Source organism: Pseudomonas sp. LBUM1672 (genome assembly GCF_059695655.1).
This window is the reverse complement of sequence record NZ_CP166781.1, coordinates 2,408,952-2,426,300: the sequence shown is the minus strand read 5'-3', so window position 1 is coordinate 2,426,300 and position 17,349 is coordinate 2,408,952. Positions and strand designations below refer to the sequence as shown.

At 55.5% G+C, this 17,349-nt stretch carries 12 protein-coding genes; 4 read left to right on the top strand and 8 right to left on the bottom strand.

Features of this window, described 5'->3' with window-relative positions; translation table 11 throughout:
* Positions 1–238: 238 nt before the first annotated feature.
* The 3 genes from ACA053_RS11050 to ACA053_RS11040 form a co-directional block, all read right to left on the bottom strand.
* A complete protein-coding gene (locus ACA053_RS11050; protein ID WP_109629539.1) occupies positions 239–1,069 on the bottom strand; it encodes a type 1 glutamine amidotransferase domain-containing protein in 831 nt (276 codons plus the stop codon).
* A 277-nt stretch (positions 1,070–1,346) separates the two neighbouring features.
* Positions 1,347–2,096 carry a creatininase family protein gene (locus tag ACA053_RS11045; RefSeq protein WP_497395426.1) on the bottom strand — a complete coding sequence of 250 codons (750 nt, stop codon included), beginning with the start codon at positions 2,094–2,096 and terminating at the stop codon, positions 1,347–1,349.
* A 61-nt stretch (positions 2,097–2,157) separates the two neighbouring features.
* A complete protein-coding gene (locus ACA053_RS11040; RefSeq protein WP_497395424.1) occupies positions 2,158–3,471 on the bottom strand; it encodes an MFS transporter in 1,314 nt (437 codons plus the stop codon).
* Between the two features lie 138 nt (positions 3,472–3,609).
* Here ACA053_RS11040 and ACA053_RS11035 point away from each other — a divergent pair, with 138 nt between their 5' ends.
* The gene (locus tag ACA053_RS11035; protein ID WP_497395422.1) at positions 3,610–4,542 is read left to right on the top strand and encodes a LysR family transcriptional regulator; all 933 of its coding nucleotides are present in this window, start codon (positions 3,610–3,612) and stop codon (positions 4,540–4,542) included.
* Between the two features lie 133 nt (positions 4,543–4,675).
* Here ACA053_RS11035 and ACA053_RS11030 read toward each other — a convergent pair whose 3' ends face one another.
* Positions 4,676–5,410 carry a FadR/GntR family transcriptional regulator gene (locus ACA053_RS11030; RefSeq protein ID WP_145310806.1) on the bottom strand — a complete coding sequence of 245 codons (735 nt, stop codon included), beginning with the start codon at positions 5,408–5,410 and terminating at the stop codon, positions 4,676–4,678.
* Positions 5,411–5,669: 259 nt separating this feature from the next.
* On the opposite strand from ACA053_RS11030, the gene ACA053_RS11025 reads away from it, so the two are divergent.
* On the top strand, positions 5,670–6,776 hold the full coding sequence (locus tag ACA053_RS11025) for a mandelate racemase/muconate lactonizing enzyme family protein (RefSeq protein ID WP_497395420.1): 1,107 nt from the start codon (positions 5,670–5,672) through the stop codon (positions 6,774–6,776).
* A gap of 62 nt (positions 6,777–6,838) precedes the next feature.
* Positions 6,839–7,822 carry an AEC family transporter gene (locus ACA053_RS11020; RefSeq protein ID WP_497317146.1) on the top strand — a complete coding sequence of 328 codons (984 nt, stop codon included), beginning with the start codon at positions 6,839–6,841 and terminating at the stop codon, positions 7,820–7,822.
* A gap of 236 nt (positions 7,823–8,058) precedes the next feature.
* Here the strand turns inward: ACA053_RS11020 and ACA053_RS11015 are convergent, their stop codons facing one another.
* Positions 8,059–8,418, bottom strand: coding sequence for a DUF6124 family protein (locus ACA053_RS11015; RefSeq protein WP_497395418.1), 360 nt, complete (start codon positions 8,416–8,418; stop codon positions 8,059–8,061).
* Positions 8,419–9,418: 1,000 nt separating this feature from the next.
* Between ACA053_RS11015 and ACA053_RS11010 the strand changes: the two genes are divergently transcribed.
* Entirely contained in the window at positions 9,419–13,327 is a 3,909-nt protein-coding gene (locus ACA053_RS11010; protein WP_497395416.1) for a hypothetical protein, read from the top strand.
* Positions 13,328–13,658: 331 nt separating this feature from the next.
* On the opposite strand, the gene ACA053_RS11005 is transcribed toward ACA053_RS11010, so the two are convergent.
* The 3 genes from ACA053_RS11005 to ACA053_RS10995 form a co-directional block, all read right to left on the bottom strand.
* Positions 13,659–14,690: an IS110 family RNA-guided transposase gene (locus ACA053_RS11005; protein WP_497395414.1), complete on the bottom strand. Its 1,032-nt coding sequence runs from the start codon at positions 14,688–14,690 to the stop codon at positions 13,659–13,661.
* Between the two features lie 273 nt (positions 14,691–14,963).
* Complete coding sequence (locus ACA053_RS11000; protein WP_497395412.1) at positions 14,964–15,803, bottom strand: nitrilase family protein; 840 nt, start codon at positions 15,801–15,803, stop codon at positions 14,964–14,966.
* The gene (locus tag ACA053_RS10995) at positions 15,800–17,299 is read right to left on the bottom strand and encodes a purine-cytosine permease family protein (RefSeq protein ID WP_497395410.1); all 1,500 of its coding nucleotides are present in this window, start codon (positions 17,297–17,299) and stop codon (positions 15,800–15,802) included. Before ACA053_RS10995 ends, ACA053_RS11000 begins: the two co-directional genes overlap by 4 nt.
* Between the last annotated feature and the right edge of the window lie 50 nt (positions 17,300–17,349).

The following is a 17,349-nucleotide window of genomic DNA, read 5'->3' as shown; positions in this document are numbered from 1 at the left end:
TTACGACTTTGGTATCTGGTTAGTCAGGTGCAATGCAAATAATTGGTCAGGTCGAACGCATATAAGTAGGCAGGTGAGATGCGACTTGGCAGATTATCGATCACATCTTGACTTCGGCTCGGACCAATCCGGTACTGGGTACGAGGCCCAATACCACGGGATAGACGGTGGTGCTGGAGCCAAAGCAGATCGACCCTCAGCACCTAAGGCCCGGATTGCCCGGGACGGCCGCCCAGAATTACTTCAGTTTCGCCAGCATGGCTACGGCGACTGCCTTGGCCGATTGTGGGTTCTGGCCGGAAATGACTTCTCGGTCTTCGATCACGTTCTCACTCCATGGCTTGGCTTCGGAGAAGTTAGCACCGGCTGCCGTCAGGCCATCCTGCGGGAACAGTTTCATATGGCCGCCGCCGAGGAAACCTTTGGCCTGCTCCTCTTCGGCGTCGGTGAAGGCGGTGACTTTGTAGCCCTTGTAGATCCAATTGGCTGGCGCTGCCGGCTGTTTGCCCGATTCCAGTGCAGAGACAAAACCGTGCGCGTCCGGGATCGCCGACAACATGGCTATGGTGCCATGGCAGGTGAAGCCGGTGACCTTGCCTTTTTCATGGAAGTTGGTCAGCAGTTGGCCCAGTTGCTTGTCCTTCAGCAGATCCTGCATCGGGATATGGCCGCCAGGCACGAATACGGCATCGAACTTGTCGTAGCCGATTTTCTGAACCTGCGCGAAGCTGATTGCCGGCGAGCCGCTCTTCGAGGTCAGCTTCAGCGTGTCCAACAGCGCGAGACTTTCCTGACGGGCCTTTTCATCGCCGCCCCAGAAGCTCACATCATTGGATTTCTGGTCCGCGGTTGGCGCCTTGCCGCTAGGGGTGGCAAATACGACGGTTTGACCCGCCTCGATGAAGGTCTGCACCGGTTGCATTAATTCGTTCAGGAAGAAGCCTGTTTGCATGACCTTGCCGTCTTTCAGGTCCAGTTGAGCCTGATCCGACAGTACAACCAATACCGTGCCGGCGTTGGCATAGTTAGCGGCAGCGGTTAGCAGGGCGGCAATAATGGTTTTTTTCACGCGATTCTCCAGTAGCAATGGTTTGTTGACGCCATCTTATTACTAGAGCAGACAGTGATAGAGCCCCTGAATTGAATTTCACTTATTACACTGGGTAATCAATAGTGGGGACTTGCTGTCGCTGAAGTGCTAGGCCTGTGGTTGAAATTTTCTCGGTGCAAACTCCGGGGCATGGATAACCCTCCGTATCAACGATCATAGGGATTTCCTCAAACAGGACGTGCCAACGCCCGGAAATACCGGGCGTTGGCCAATGGAAAAGACTTGATGCGATTGTTCAGCCAGGTATTGATTCGCGGCTGAAAGCGTCCAACTCCCGCACCAGGCTCTGTGCTGCCAGCATGACCAGGTCACGACCTTTTTCTGGCGTCGCCAACGCCGGGGCCGAGCCCATGCGGCCATCAGGATGGCGTGCGCGGAAGTCCATCGCTTCGCGGATCGGGCCCCAGGGGGCGATCTGCGGCGAGTATTCAGCCGATTTGATCGAATCCGGGTAGGCCCATTGTGTGACCGCAATCTCGGACGGCGTGGCGTGAACGCCGTGCCCCGTAGGGAACTGCTCGCGCGCAAGCTCCCCTACCCCCTCAAGGTCCCACCAATTGCACAACTTCAGCGCGAACCCTGCTGGGCGTCGAGCGAAGCTGGCTTCGGCGTAGAGCTCAGAGAACGCCGCCTCAATCGATGCAACGTTGCCACCGTGGCCATTGAGGAAGAGGATTTTTTCAAACCCGTGAGCGGCCAGCGAGCGCACCCAATCGCCAATCGCCGCAATAAAGGTCGACGGACGCAGCGAGATGGTTCCAGCGAACCCAAGATGGTGCTGGGCCATGCCGATATTGAAGGTCGGTGCAATCAGGATGTCTGCGTTTTTTTGCGCTTCACCGGCAATGATTTCCGGGCACATCCAGTCGGTCCCCAGAAGGCCGGTAGGACCGTGTTGTTCGTTCGAACCAATCGGGATCACGATGGTGCGGCTGCGTTGAAGAAATTGGCCGATCTCGGCCCAGGTCGACAGGTGTAAAAGCATTTGAGTTCTCTCTTTAAAGGGTTCCTTGCGGAACATGACATAGAACGCGGGTGGCGAAAGATCAACCCGCACTGTATTCAGGCACCGCGCCGTCACGCGTTTTCGGCTTGGTCGACAAGATCACCAATGCTGCGCACAGAAATACGCAACCCACGATAACGATGCCAAGATTCGCGCTGCCGGTTGCGGTTTTTGCCCAGCCGATTATGGCCGGCCCCCAGAAGCCGCCGGAAAGACCGATGGTATTGATCAAGGCAATACCGCCTGCCGCCGCCTCGCCCTTGATGTGTTCGGAGGGCATCGCCCACAACACGGTGTAGGCCATGAACATCATGGCGGTTGCCAGGGTCAGCAGTGCCAGCGCGGCCATCAGGTTGCCGTCGGCAAAGGGGTACAGAAGCAGCAGGATCGCGCCGATCCCCGCAGGCACTGCGCAGTGATAGCGCCTTTCACCGACACGGTCTGATCGGCGCCCTATCCAGTACATGCCGCAAGCGGCGGCGACATAGGGAATCGCGGCGTACCAGCCCAGTTGCATGGTGTCGTTGACGCCCTGGGCCTTGAGGATTGCCGGCAGCCAGAAACTCATGGCGTAGATCGAGAAGATGATGCAGAAATAGGCGCTGGCGAGAATGTAGATTTTCGGGTCGCGCAACACCGCACGGAACGAATGGACGCGACCGGTCGATTCACCCAGCTCACTGGCCAGCAAGCCCTTCTCTTCATGGCTCAGCCAGCGCGCCTCAGCGGGTCGATTGGAAAGGATGAAATAAGTCAGCACACCGAGGAAAACGCACGGCAAGCCTTCAATCAAAAACATCCACTGCCAGCCGGCCAGACCGCCAACGCCTTCGAACGTGGTGATCAACCACGCAGACAGGGGGCCACCCACAATGCCGCCAATGGGGCCAGCGATAAACACGATCGCAATGGCCCGCGCCATACGCTTGGGACCGTACCAGCAGGACAGGTAATAAATCATGCCCGGTGCAAAACCGGCTTCGAACACACCCAGCAAAAAGCGCATGGCGTAAAACATCGGCACGTTGCGCACGAACAACATGCAGGCCGAGGTGATGCCCCAACACACCAGAATACGGCTGAAGGTTTTCCGTGCGCCGACCTTCGGCAGCATCAGGTTGCTCGGCAACTCGAACAACACATACCCCAGAAAGAAAATACCGGCGCCCGCGCCATAGGCCGCATCGGAAAGCCCAAGGTCATTCTGCATCTGCAGTTTGGCGAAGCCGACGTTGATCCGGTCCAGATACGCAAATACGTAACAGATGAACAGCAGCGGCAGCAGCCGCCAGTTGAGTTTGCGGTAAAGGGCTGAAAGGGCATCACTTCGTGCCTGCGCCTGAAGAATTGACATGCGAATCTCCCGTTATTCTTGTTGGTCCGCGTTCGTGCCAAAGAATGTTGCACCGGCACCTCAGGACCAGCAAGAGCAACTAAGTTCGTGTAGTGTTGCTTTATAGGCAACGCTACATCTCTGGAGAGAGTTCCCGACATGCGCGAAATCAATCAACAACGGCTTCGGTATTTTCATGAGGTGCTGACTCACGGATCGATTCGTGGCGCGGCCGACAACATCAATACGTCGCCCTCAGTGATCACGCGCCAGATCAAGCTGCTGGAAGAGGAAATCGGCGCAAAACTGTTCGAGCGCCAGGCACGGGGCGTTCAGCCCACCGAGGCTGCGGCGCACCTGCTGGAGTTCTGGCGCGGCTATCGATCGCACCAAGAGAAACTCGAAGATCAGTTGCAAGCGATCAAGGGCCTGCAGCAAGGCCATGTGCGCGTCGTCATCAGCGAGGGCTATGTCGATGCGTTGGTCGACAACGTGCTCGCGCCGTTCTGCAAGCAGTACCCCAAGCTCGATGTGCGGCTGGACATTCTGCCCGTCGACGATGTCCTCAACGAAGTCGCCGAAAACCGTGCGCACATCGGCCTTGCGTACAATCCGCCGCCGCATCCGCACATCGACTACCGCGCGACGTTTTCGCAACCGGTGATGCTCTTGGTTCGCCCGGATCATCCGCTGGCATCGCGAGGCACGGCGGCAACCGTCGAGGATATCCTCGCCTGCCAACTGGTCCTGACGCCCACGACGTTCGGTATCGGTCATGCGATCAAGATGCTCGAGTATGCCGAGAAAATCGAGATCCGCCCGGTACTCGTCAGCAACTCCCTCGCGGCGCTCAAGCGCATGGTGGAGGACGGCGGTTTTGCTTCGTTGCTCGGCGAATTCGCGGCCTATCGGGAAATCGCCAACGGCAGCCTGGCGGCGGTATCGATCGACCATCCGTTGTTTCTTGGGGTTGAAGCAAAACTGTTGGTGAAGTCCGGCCGACCGTTGGCCGCCCCTGCTCAAGAGCTGCTGAACTGGATGTTGCAACGCTTGCCGATGTTTGCGTCTGGTACAGGAGTGCCGAGTGCCTGACCAGAGACAAGTCATCCCTATTCCCTCGCCTTCTCTCCTGATGGAACAGACGTGTTCGAGATGCTCGGAAGGCCAAAGGAACAACCTGACCAGGTTGTAGAACAACGAAACAAGATCCGCTCGGCACAAACCATCAGAAAAATGTGATCTCGTAGCCGAATCGCGAGGCTGCGTTGACGATATGTTCCCCCATGATCTGGCGTGCCGCCGTCGCATTTCGATCGATAAAAGCCTGCACGAGTTCTTCATGCTCCCCGCGCGCGGCGTGAGGAATGTTGCTGAACACCGGGCCTCGCCGCGCGAAGTTCATGGTGATCAGTGCGCGCATTGGCTCGAGCACTGTGCGAATCATCGTCTCGAGATAATCGTTGCCCGACGCTGCCGCAACGGCCCTGTGAAAATCGAGGTCGGCGTTGACGGTTTCCAGGGTCGGTTCGCCTTCGTATTGCATGCGCAGGACCGCGGCCTGAATGACTTTCAGCTTGGCCGGGGTCATGTGCGACGCGGTGAGCGCGGCGGCCTGGCTTTCCAGGACGGCCCGCACTTCAAACATGTTTCGGATGGTGTTGTCACCGTCCAGCATCGGCGCACTCGCCTGCGGTGCCAAAGGCTCTGACGCTTGGGAGGCGGCGGAGACGAAGACGCCTACGCCCTGGCGAGACTGAATCAGCCCCTGCGCCCGCAGCGTGGCGATGCCCTCGCGCACCACGTTGCGGCTGACGCCGAAGTTCTGCGAGAGAAACTGTTCAGTGGGCAAACGGTCTCCCGGCCGCAGCCGCCCGGAAGCAATCTCGTCGCTCAGCGAGCGGGCGATGTGCTCGGCCAGATGAGGTCGGCGGGTTACGGGTTGCACATTCATTTCACTCATTCTTTTTTCTCCCCTCATGTCTTCTTAATCTACATCAGAAGACTTGTTCCTGACAGTTGAAACTGAAATTCGCTGAACGCACAAAACACATTATTCTATTAAAACAATCACTTATATAAAGAGCAGTTCAAAATCTGCCGAAATGGCGCAGTTGTTCTGTTGAAGGACAACAGGATGTGATGTACGTTGCCCTCAACCTGGCACGGACGAATAAAAAAATCGCCGTGCCAGCTTCGCAACCCGCCTGAGGCGCAATCCTATGAAAATTGCCAGCATTGAAACCATTCCGCTTCGTATTCCCTTCACCACGGGTGGCCCGTCGGCCGGCGGGGTCTGGGGGCCGAAAGACCTGCAAATGGTCGACTCTCTCGTGGTCAAGATCACTACCGATGACGGCATCGTTGGCTGGGGCGAAACCTTCGGCTTCACCGCGATCCCTGCGGTAAAAGTGGTGATCGACACCATCCTTGCGCCTGAACTGATTGGCAGCGATGTCACTCGACGGGAGAAATTACAGGGCGATCTGCAGAAGAAGTTTCATGTTTTCGGTCGCAGCGGCGCGTTCATCTATGGCCTCTCGGCGATTGACATCGCGCTGTGGGACATCGCGGGCAAAGCCGCCGAAAAACCGATCTACCAGTTGCTGGGCGGCAGTGAGGCCACGTCTCTTGCGGCGTATGCAAGCCTGATCCGGTATGCCGATCCCGAACTCATCCGCGTCAATGTGCAGCGCGCAGTCAACAGCGGTTTCCGTCACCTCAAGCTGCACGAAGTGGATATCGACGTCATCCGCGCTGCGTGCGAAGCCGCCGGTCCCGGCGTGGAAATCACCCTCGACGTCAACGCTCCGTGGACGGTGCGCGAAGCGCTGGACATGACCGAAAAACTTCGCCCGTTGAACCTGCGCTGGATCGAAGAACCGGTGTGGCCACCGGAAGACTACTCGGGGCTGGCAAGGGTGCGCGCGCACGGCGGCATCCCGGTTGCGGCTGGCGAGAATGCCTCGACGCTCATGGACTTCCAGCACCTGCTTGAGGCCGGCGCGGTGGATTTCGTGCAGCCGAGCCCCGCCAAAATGGGCGGCATCACCGAACTGCAAAAAGTCTATGCACTGGCCAACGCCCATGGCGTCACCGTGATGGTCCACGCCTTTTATGACGGCCCCGGCCTGCTGGCGGCGGTGCATGGAAGTGCGGCCCTGGGCGGCGCCAAGTCACTGGTCGAATGGCGTTACTTCGATCTCGAAGCGCAACTCTATGGCGACGCCATCATTCCGCGTGACGGACGCATCGACGTACCTCAAGGGCCGGGGCTCGGCATCGAGCCGGACCAGGACGTCATCCGGGACTACCGCTTCAAACCTTGACCCCAAAAGCCGCTGGTTCACTGCAGCGTTGATCGACGCCGACGTGTCGGCCTCGATCAGCCATGACGACATTCTTGATAAAAATAAATACGAGGATTGATGACATGTTAGACAGGATCGTAGGACCCATCTTGCCCGTCGCCTTTGTGATCGCGCTGGGCTACATCGCCGGCAAGCGCGGACGGCTGACCCATTCGGACAGCCTGCTGATCAGCCGGCTGGTGCTGGGCTGGATATTCCCAGCGTTGCTTTTTGTCGGGATGGCGAGCACGCCCCGTGAACAGCTCTTCGACTTCAAGTTCATCGTGGCGACATTCATCGGCATCATGGGCATGTACACGATAGCGCTGGCAATCGGCTGGTTCAGCACTCGCGATCTCAAGGTGGCAACGCTCAAGGGCTTCGTGAACGGTTATCCCGACGCCGCCTTCATGGGCATCCCGATCCTGGGTGCAATGTACGGCGCGGGCAGCATCTATTCGGTGCTGGTGCTGAACCTGGTCGCGAGCCTGGTGATGATCCCACTGACGACCATGTTGCTCACCATCGCCGATGGAAAGGCCAGTGGCGGCCAGGCGTTTTTGTCGAGCCTTTCAGGGGCGGTACGTCGTCCGCTGATGTGGGCGCCGGCCTTGGGGATTCTGCTTTCCGTGCTGCAGGTCGAGTTGCCTGCGCTTGCGGCGGAGTCTTTCACCCTTCTCGGCAAGGCCACGCCTGGTGTATCCCTGCTGTGCCTGGGACTGATCATGTCGTCGGAGAAACTGAAAATGTCCGGTGAAGTCTGGGGCAACCTTGGGCTCAAGCTGCTCATTCACCCGGTGTTAATGTTCGGCGCCACGGTACTGCTCGGCACTCATGGCCTGTACGCACAACAGATGATCCTGCTTTGCGCCCTTCCATCGGCGACGATCCCGGCGATGTTTGCGAACCAGACCGGCGCCTATCAAAGCGAAGCAGCGACCTCCATTCTGGTCAGCACCGTGCTGTCGATCGTGACGTTCTCCTTTGCGATCTACCTGATTGATGGAGGGCTTGCCGCTGCTTGACTGCGGGCTCGCGCAGGCGCTGCTGCGGTAGAGGCGTTGAATAAACGCGCTGGAGGCTGATACCACCACCCTAAAAAACGGGACGCCAAGCGTCCCGTTTTTACGAACACAAACAGAACAAACAACAAGCAACCTGTGGCGAGGGAGCTTGCTCCCGCTGGCCTGCGCAGCAGGCCCATCTGTTGAACCCGCGTCGCCGCTCAGTGGAAGCAATCCCCCTCCCCGCAGGTCAGCAACTACTTAGACGGCTCAACCCTATCCAACACCCGGTTCGCCGCAACCTCCGCCACCATGATGCTGTTTGAAATGCCCAACAAGGCATAACGCGACTCCCCCTCCAGATGATCCACCAACTGATGGACCATCACGTCGACCGACGCCAACGTCTCGACCAAAAAAACCGCCAGGGTTTCGGCCGTGGCTTCTGGATCTACGGAAAACAGCCTACTGGAGGTACGCGGGGCGGCTTTGATATCGGCGCTTGATGGGAAGTGGAAATCGAGGGCGCGTTCGGCGGCTTCGTTGAGTTTTTTTGAATCGGGTTCGTAGGGGGAAACTGGATCGGTGTCGGGTGGATTCGGTGTGGCCTTAAACATATTTCTGTCTCCAACATATGGAGCCGTCACCGAACGCTGCTAAACGTGGGGTGGCAGCTGTGTGCAGGTTAGCAGACCGGCGGAGACGAAAATCCGGCGCGCCCGAGGGCGCCCTGCGCACAGCTACCATAAAGTGCAGGCATGAAATGACCTGACTGTCTGGATGCAGATACGCTTCGTCACGACGGGCTGCTAAACCCGATCACTGAAGGGCAGTGACACGAATCAAGTTACCGAGCGTCCCAAAAGCGCACAAGCCGGCGGATTCTGGTGCAGCCGTAGGCAACGGCGCAAGGTTTTGTAGCTTTCAGGACGTAACCTTGAGGGCGTTTAAACACGCACCCTCTAGAGTTGTTGAAAAAGCTGATACGCACTTCCTACAGGCGGTGGAAGCTTCGAAAAAACTCAGGAAGCCACTGCCGAATTTACAAGATGACCGTCGCAAGTGTGAAAGCAACGTGCTCTCTTGAATCAGTCAGCTATCGGCCCAGGCCGTGTAAAAACGCATTCGTCACTTTGAAGTCAGCGTTGCTACGTGAAATCTGGCGTCGACCGTTTGGTAAGTAGACCTGAAATTTGCATAGGGACGCGATTTTTGGGCTGTTTTCGTCTGCCTACACAGATCGAAAACGTTTTTACACAGCCTCGGCCAATAGATGCCGGTCAACACGGGCGGAAAGTAGCCAAATGAAGCCTTTGAGAATCTAAAAAGGACGATTCAAGCTGACGCAAAAATGAAGCAAATTAGACTTTCGTTACTGGTCTGTTCAACAAGCAGCTTCCGCACAAAAAAGATGAGCCCGATTGTATCAGGGCCATTGCCAATTTCTGTCCAGCATGTACACCCGGCTGAGGTCACAGAGCAAGACGCATGCCTGATAAACAGCTATCAATCGAGAGACAAAAGATCGGCTTTTTTGTTGAATACCAAATGCCTTTGAGTTACCGCTAAACTGCGGTGAACGTTGTTAGCGCGTACCAGTGTGCGCAAGGATGAAACATGGAACCAGTAATCACAGCGGGGCTTCGAGCAATACTTCCGATGCTGAAGGCCGCGTGGAGACGTTTGAATATCTTTCGAGCTGAACGCGCAGCAGCTATCGACCCTAGCAGCGCGAACCCAATCGATGAGGAGATTTTCGACTCTGCGATGCGCCGCATGGCAGCTGGTCAGCTAGACGAATCGTTGATTCAGAAGTGTGTCAGCAACATAACTGGTCTATTGTCTACACCTTCGTTTTTAAAGTCACCGAACCTCGGCGCATGGCTCTCATTACCGGACGTAAAGGCCGGGCTCAGAAGAGCTGTGGCCGCAAATTTGCTAGGAACTGAGCCGCCTACAGATCTCATAAAGCATCTTGAAACGTCTTTCATCAAAATCGCCTTTGCCGGGGTTCGCGAAGCCAGCGGGCTGGTTGAAACAGTAATTGCTATTCTCGTCGCCTCGGTAAAGTCCCAAGTAGACGACCGAGGCGGGGGCGCTCTCATCACCGCCTCGCATCTAGGAATTACCAGCGAACTGCATGAGATTAGAAGTCATCTCGAGCGTTCATCTAGCATCAGCTTTCGCACGTTGGACGTGGGCTGGGACGACTGGGCAAAGGTCGCTACGCCCCCTCTCGTAGGTTCGCTGTTTAGCTCCGCGATCGAAGCTTCAAAGCGAAAGGTTCTGTCTTGGATATCACAGCCGCCCGAGAAGCCCCTTCTAATTACCGCTGATTCTGCCGAGGAAGCTCTCGCGTTCATCTCGCAACTTTTCGGCGAACTGGGTGGCAACGAACTCAGTGCATATCGGGAACAAGTTATAATAATCGATCAGGCAGGCGCTTTGCCAAGATTGGCGGCTGAGGAAAAAACATTTATTCCGGTAGTATTCAGCCGAGAGGTAGAGCGCGAACTAGCAACTCATGCAAACTTAATTCATTCTTTAGTTGTCTATCCCCGAAACGCAATAAACAACAAGCCGGACATTACTTTGGAGCCGGTCAGTCAAAAATCATTCAGTAATGCATTAGAAAGTATGGGAAAAACCCGAGATGAAATTTCGCGGCTTTCTGACGCGTCGGGACGTTCATTAACGGTTCTTCGGCGCAAGCTTTCGACAGTTCCAGCCGTACAGATGCCGGAATGGGCTGCGGACGGCTCAGTTGCATCACAGCTTATTCCATTTCTTTTTGTCGGTGCTTGGGACACTTCTAACCAGTCGGATCAAATTGGGCTGAACCTTTTGAGCGGAGGTCGTAATTTTGATGAGATTGAAAAGGAACTTCAGAGCCTTTGCCACCTAAATGATTCTCCAGTCTGGTCAATTGGCACCTTTAGGGGTGTGGTATCAAAGATTGACCTGCTATATGCAATTGCGGGAGTCGTAACGGCTGCCGACCTTGACCGCTATTTCACTGTCGCTCGAATGGTGCTAGGAGAAGATGATCCTTCCCTCGATCTTGAGGAAGACCAGCGGTGGGCAGCATCAATACATGGCAAGACGCGTGAATTCTCAAGCGCCTTCAGGCAAGGAATATCTGAAACGCTCGTACTGCTTGCAGTACATGGTCAACAGTTATTTGACATTCGGTTAGGCGTTCACACAAATACTGAAGTCATACGTACGATAAGGGAATTGCTGCCGACGCCGTTAACAACAAGGATCTTAGAAGCAAATGACCACGATTTAGCTACCTATGCAGAAGCTGCGCCCGACGAATTTCTTTCCATCATCGAGCGGGATTTAAACTCTGAGAATCCGGCTGTTTTTGGTCTTCTACGCCCAGTTAATTCAGGTGTTTTTGGGAGCAGCCCGAGCCGAACAGGTCTGCTCTGGGCGCTGGAAGGACTTGCATGGGCTCCCAATACGTTGCCTCGCGCAACGTTTATCTTAGCGCGGCTCGCGCAGATCGAAATAAATGATAATTGGGTGAATAAACCCGCCCACTCGTTGGAGTCAATTTTTCGGTCCTGGATGCCGCAAACCGCAGCGAACCTACAAGATCGAATCGCCCTAATGAAAAGGATAGCTGAACGGTTTCCAGACGTTGCTTGGAAAATTTGCATCGCCCAATTTGGCACTCACGCACAATTTGGGGAATACAGCCATAAGCCACGGTGGCGTCCAGACGGGTACGGATTTGGCGAACCTTTGATTAGATTGGAACCGCGAATCGAGTTCGTCCGCGAGATGACGGACATGGTATTGGATTGGCATAGTTATTCTATTGAAAAACTTTACGATCTGGTGGAGCAACTATCTTTTTTTTCAGAAGAAGACCAAAGTCGCGTCTGGAAAATAATCGTCACGTGGGCCCAGAAAACTGCTAGTGATAGCGATAAAGCCGCAATGCGCGAAAAAATCCGTGTGACTACTCTCTCTCGCGGTGCCTTAATACGTGCAAAAAGGAATGGTAGTTCATCGGGTTTAGCCGCCGCCGGAAAAGAAGTGTGCGCAGCGTTAGAACCTACTGAAATTATTAATAGGCACTCTTGGCTGTTCCGAAGTGGATGGATCCAAGAGTCCGCAGATGACCTCGAAAATGTAGAAGAAGTAGACTTTAGAGCTAGGGAAGAGCGAGCGCAAGATATGAGAGTTAATGCATTGCGCGAAATATTTGAGCTCCATGGTTCAGCCGGAATTCTAGAGCTTGCCAAACTGGGCCAGGCTTCTTGGATAATCGGAGCACTATCGGCGAGCTATGTCCTTTCGAGAAAAGACCTTGAGGACCTTTTGACTCTCACTCTGCCTTGCATAAAAGAGAATAGTGAGTGCGCAGGTCTATATAAAAATCTAGTTAGAGGGATAATTCGCTCTTTGGCAGATAACGACGTACGTAGGGAAGTAATTAGGAATGTCACCAAGGGTCATCCGGAAGTACAAATAGTAGAGATTCTTTTGCTCTCGAAATTTTCCAGGGATACTTGGGCTTGGGTAGACACTCTTAGTGTAGAAAGTCAGAAAAAATATTGGGAGGATGTAACGCCTGAACATATCCATGACTCGCCTTCCGAATGCAATGAGAGCGTCGAAAGATTGTTGAACCATGGTAGACCACGAGCAGCATTCTCGGGAGTATGTCATTCATTAAAGGAAATTAATCCGGAAGTTCTTGCAAAGCTATTGTGGGCCATAATTCAGCCTGGGAAAGAGCAGGCAGGTCACTACATGCTTGATAAGTATTATGTGCAAGAGGCCTTCAAACAACTGAATGATAGTGGCATTTCAACGATTGAACAGATGGCAAGTCTGGAATTTGCTTATATTGATATCTTAGGCGAGTCTTTAGGGCGTCAGGAGGGCTATCAAATACCTAATCTCGAGCGATATATTGAATCGCACTCAGAGTTTTTTGTTCAAGCAATTTGTTGGGTATACAAGCGAAGTGATGAAGGAGCAGACCCGGTTGAACTCCACGTCATGGAAGAGCAAGGTCAAACTATGGCAAAACGAGGAATGAAATTTCTTCAGTCGCTGAAAAATATCCCTGGACACAACGAAGGTGGAGAGCTGGAAGCGACGTTGCTTTTAAGTTGGATTGTCGCCGTTCGGGATGCCTGTGATATGTATAGCCGAAACGGTAAAGCTGACTATTGGATCGGAGAGCTATTAGCGCATGCCCCTGTGGGCATGGATGGCATATGGCCTTGCGAACCCGTACGCGAAGTAATTGAACAAATCCAGTCGGAAAGAATGGTACATGGCACCCAGATCGGCACTTTTAATATGCGCGGAGCTCATTTCCGTGGTGAGGATGGCGCACAGGAGCGCGAACTTGCAGAAAAATACCGCTCATGGAGTGAGGCTCTAAAAATTTCTCACCCGTTTGTTTCCTCCCAACTACTCTTAAACTTAGCGACAAGTTATGACTATGACGCTCTCAGGGAAGATACAAATGCGGGAGTAAGACGTCGTCTAAATTAGCATTGGGTGCGATGAGTCGTATTTATACATGACTCACCCACCAGAAAAAAAGCTGAGTGTCCGTATATGGACTCCTCCTCATTGCAAGCCCCGTTGCTTTGGCGCCCGTGCCGACTGCACACGTATATTCGGCCTCTTAATACGGCATCGTTTCGATGCAGGGCCATGATGGGCTATTCGCGCGCCGGCTCCCGATCGCTTTTTCGTGCTTTTCGCACTTGGACATTCGAGGGTTTTGCCGACGCCGGTTCGACCGGTTTGCCATCGTTCAGGTTGCTTCGCAATCGTGGTTAAGAGTTGTTTCTCTCGTAGAACACGCCGGGTAAATAGATCAGGCCGCTGCCTGATTCGGTTGGTAATCAGTACCGTGACGCAGCATCGCCCAAGCCATGCGTGCAGTTTTGTTGGCCAGCGCAATAGCGGCCACATTGGGATGCGATCGCTCGGCTAAACGAACGGCCCACTGGCTGAGCCGATCCTCTTTGGATTTGGCTGTGCGTAGCGCCGAGCGTGCGCCATGCACCATCAATGTTCGCAGATACGTATCACCGCGCTTGCTGATACCGAGCAGTCGATCCTTACCACCAGAACTGTGTTGCCTCGGTGTCAGTCCCAGCGAGGCGGCAAACTGTCGGCCATTGGCAAACTGACGGGCATCACCGAGGGCGACGACGAGCGCTGTGGCGATCATTGGACCAACACCGCGCAGCTGTTGAAGGCGAACGGCGGACGGCTCGTTTGTCGCGATCGCAGTGATCTCGCCGTCGAGCTTGCATACACGCCCATCCAGCGCACGAAGGTCGTCCCACAAACCATCCAGCAGACGACGAAAGCGTGCCGTCAAACCGTTATCCGCATCCTCTAGCCAGCACGGTATTGCACGACGCAGCATCAGCAATTCCTTCGGTGCAACGAGACCGTACTCGGCGACCAGCCCACGGATCTGATTGGCTTTGGCCGTCCGCTGTTCGATTAAGCCGGCCCGGATGCGATGCGTCGCCTGGATATCCTGTTGTTCGATCGTCTTGATGGCGACGAAGCGCATGCTGGGACGGCTCATCGCTTCGCAGATCGCCTCGGCATCGTTCGCGTCGTTCTTGTTGCTTTTGACATAAGGTTTAACGAACTGAGGGGCGATCAGCTTGACTCGAAATCCGAGAGCTTCTAGTTGCCGCGCCCAATGATGGGCCCCACCACAACTCTCCATGCCGATCTCACAACCAGGTTCGACCTTTTCCAGCACCGTTTGAAGCCAGCGATCACGTGGGAGCCGCTGCCTCCAGACCGGCTTCTCATGACAATCCACGCCATGGATCTGAAATACGTTCTTGGCCAGGTCGACCCCAATTCGCATAAGCTTCATGTGTGGACTCCTTCTCACTGTTGACTGTGGTTCGCACTTTCAGTCTGGCACCCAAGATGCCGAAGTGAGGAGGAGTCCATCCCATTGCTTATGGCCGATTTCTGTCCTTCGTATCAGGCAGAAATCGGCCAGAAGATGTGTGGGCAGTCAGGCAGATCCCGCCCCTGAACAGTACGTCGCTAAAAAACTCATGAGCGGTTTACACAAAAAAGTAGAAGTCGCCCCTTCCCTACCTCGGCATCTGATATGCCAAAACAGGAACGGGATACCGCTTCACCCCTCAACACATCCATACAACCCCAACCGCCGATCCCGATGCAAATCGTTACGCGCACTAATCCGCTTATTCCGCGCCTCAGCAAGGTTAAGCGTCGCCAACAAAATCTGCTCCCCACCCTGCTCCGCCGGCCCTGCCAGCGGATAACCATCCGCATCAACAATCACCGAACCCTGCACCCAACCAACCCCACGCTCATGCCCATGCCGATCACACGCAGCAATAAACATCCGGTTCACCGATGCATTGGCCTGAACCCGCACCACTTCCGCCGGACGCTCAGTTGGCGGCCTCGGCCCATCGGGCCAATTGACGGGAGCGCAAAGAAGGTCAGCGCCAGCCAGCGCAGGCAGTCGCACCCATTCCGGAAACTCCAGGTCGTAGCAAATCAGTATGCCGATCCGTCCATGGACCGTTTCCACAACCGGCGGCGCGTCGTTGCCGGGGCTGAAGATTTCGCTCTCGGCGTCCCACAGGTGTGCTTTGCGGTACACGGCGCGCAGGCCCTGGGGATCGATCATCGCCGCGCTGTTGGCCAGTTCATCGCCTTGCAGTCGCTCGCAGAATCCGCCCACTACAACGACGTTCAATTCCTTCGCCAGCGCCGCCCACAGACGCAAGGTTGGTCCGTCGGTTGTTTCGGACAAGGACAACGCTTCGTCATGGTCAGCAAACAGGTAGCCGCTCTGCACCAGTTCAGGCAGCACCACCACTTGGGCACCTTGCAACGCCGCCGAGCGAATCGCACGTTCTGTCAGGGTCCGGTTGTAAGCGAGGTCGCCTATTTTCGGTGCCACCTGGCAGCAGGCGACCACGGTATTTTTCACGCTGTTCAACGTCCCTCCTCCACTGGTTGATGCGCCATGGAAACAATGTCGCTCTCGGTGATGGAGTCGATGATTCGGCGTTCGTATTCGAGGTCGATCGAACGGCTGAGCAGGTAATACGTCAGGCCTGAAACCACCAGGCCCACCAGCCAGGCGATGTCCACGCCTTCGAGCATGCGCGCCAGTGGTCCGACGAACACTTCTTTGCCGGCGGCGGCATCGAAGATGTAGAAGAATGGCACCATTGCGGCAAAGCCGATCAGGTACGAGACGATCCCGCGGAATTGCCAGGCGCCATAGATGCCCTTCGGCGTGAAGAAGTGCGGGATCGCGTAGCGGCCTTTGCGCACGAAAAAGTAGTCGACCAGATTGACCGCGGTCCAGGGCACGAGGAAGTACAACAGCAACACGAGGAAGGTGTTCAACAGCGCGATGCCGTCGCCTTTGATCGAGAGTACGCAGGTCAACAGGATGAGGCTGATCGCGGAGATCGACATGACCCGGGCGCGGGGTGTCGGCGTGATCTTTTTGATCGAGTCGACGCCCGTCAATAACGTCAGCATCGCGCTGTAGGTGTTGAGCGCGATGATCGGCAGGAAACCCAGCACCGAGACGATGACCAGCACATTGCCCAGGCCCGGAATCATCGAAGAGCCAACCTGGTTAAGCGCCACCAGCGCATCCGCCGCTTTTAACTGCTGCGCGAGCCAGGCACCGAGGCCGATCATCCAGCCGCCCGACAACGATGCGCCGATGAAGATGGCGGCGATCAGTTTTGGCCGGCTGGTGCTTTTCGGCAGGTAGCGGGAATAGTCGGAGACATAGGGCGCATAGGAAATGTTGTAGCTCGCGCCGATGGCAAACAGCGTGGCGAACGCGACCCAGCTGAAACCCAGATCGGTCGCCGGTGCGACGCCCTCTTGGCCGGCGCCGAACATCAAGGCGATGGTGACCAGCGCATACAGCGGTAAGGTCGCCAGCAACGCCCATTTGAAGGCTTTGTGCATCAGGTCGTGGCCGTAGATCGACAGCAGCGCACCGATCAGCACCACCGCAACGGCGACGATGGTCGGGTCGATGCCAAAGACGTGTTCGAGGCCGTTCATGATCAGCGAGATGTTCACCACGTTGAAGCCGACGAACACAAACATCGTCGCCATCAAGGCCAGGATCACACCGCGATAACCGAACTGGGCGCGGGACTGGATCATTTGCGGGAGGCCCATTTCGGGACCTTGCGAGCCGTGGAAGGCCATGAAGATCGTGCCGAACATGATCCCGAGCGCACCGGCCACCATAGTCCACAGCGCCGACAAGCCGAGGCTTGGGCCGACAAAACCGATGGAGATGGTGAAGAAGTGGAAGTTGCCCAAAAACCAGAAAGGCCCCTGGCTGCTGAGTTTGGCGTGACGTTCGTTTTCCGGAATGTAATCGATCGAGTGGCCTTCGATGGCCAACCCGCCACTCGCCTCGAGGGCGTGCGCAGAATGAGGAGACCCTGACATACGATTGTTCCTATGCAGTTGATTGTTGTTTTTATGGGCAAAGCGCCGGT

Bases quoted from the DNA above. Each gene is read 5' to 3' on its own strand.
- ACA053_RS11030 (WP_145310806.1), bottom strand. From the start codon at position 5,410: ATGAGTGAAATGAATGTGCAACCCGTAACCCGCCGACCTCATCTGGCC.
- ACA053_RS11010 (WP_497395416.1), top strand. From the start codon at position 9,419: ATGGAACCAGTAATCACAGCGGGGCTTCGAGCAATACTTCCGATGCTG.
- ACA053_RS11025 (WP_497395420.1), top strand. From the start codon at position 5,670: ATGAAAATTGCCAGCATTGAAACCATTCCGCTTCGTATTCCCTTCACC.
- ACA053_RS11005 (WP_497395414.1), bottom strand. From the start codon at position 14,690: ATGAAGCTTATGCGAATTGGGGTCGACCTGGCCAAGAACGTATTTCAG.
- ACA053_RS11020 (WP_497317146.1), top strand. From the start codon at position 6,839: ATGACGACATTCTTGATAAAAATAAATACGAGGATTGATGACATGTTA.
- ACA053_RS11045 (WP_497395426.1), bottom strand. From the start codon at position 2,096: ATGCTTTTACACCTGTCGACCTGGGCCGAGATCGGCCAATTTCTTCAA.
- ACA053_RS11040 (WP_497395424.1), bottom strand. From the start codon at position 3,471: ATGTCAATTCTTCAGGCGCAGGCACGAAGTGATGCCCTTTCAGCCCTT.
- ACA053_RS11015 (WP_497395418.1), bottom strand. From the start codon at position 8,418: ATGTTTAAGGCCACACCGAATCCACCCGACACCGATCCAGTTTCCCCC.
- ACA053_RS11035 (WP_497395422.1), top strand. From the start codon at position 3,610: ATGCGCGAAATCAATCAACAACGGCTTCGGTATTTTCATGAGGTGCTG.
- ACA053_RS10995 (WP_497395410.1), bottom strand. From the start codon at position 17,299: ATGTCAGGGTCTCCTCATTCTGCGCACGCCCTCGAGGCGAGTGGCGGG.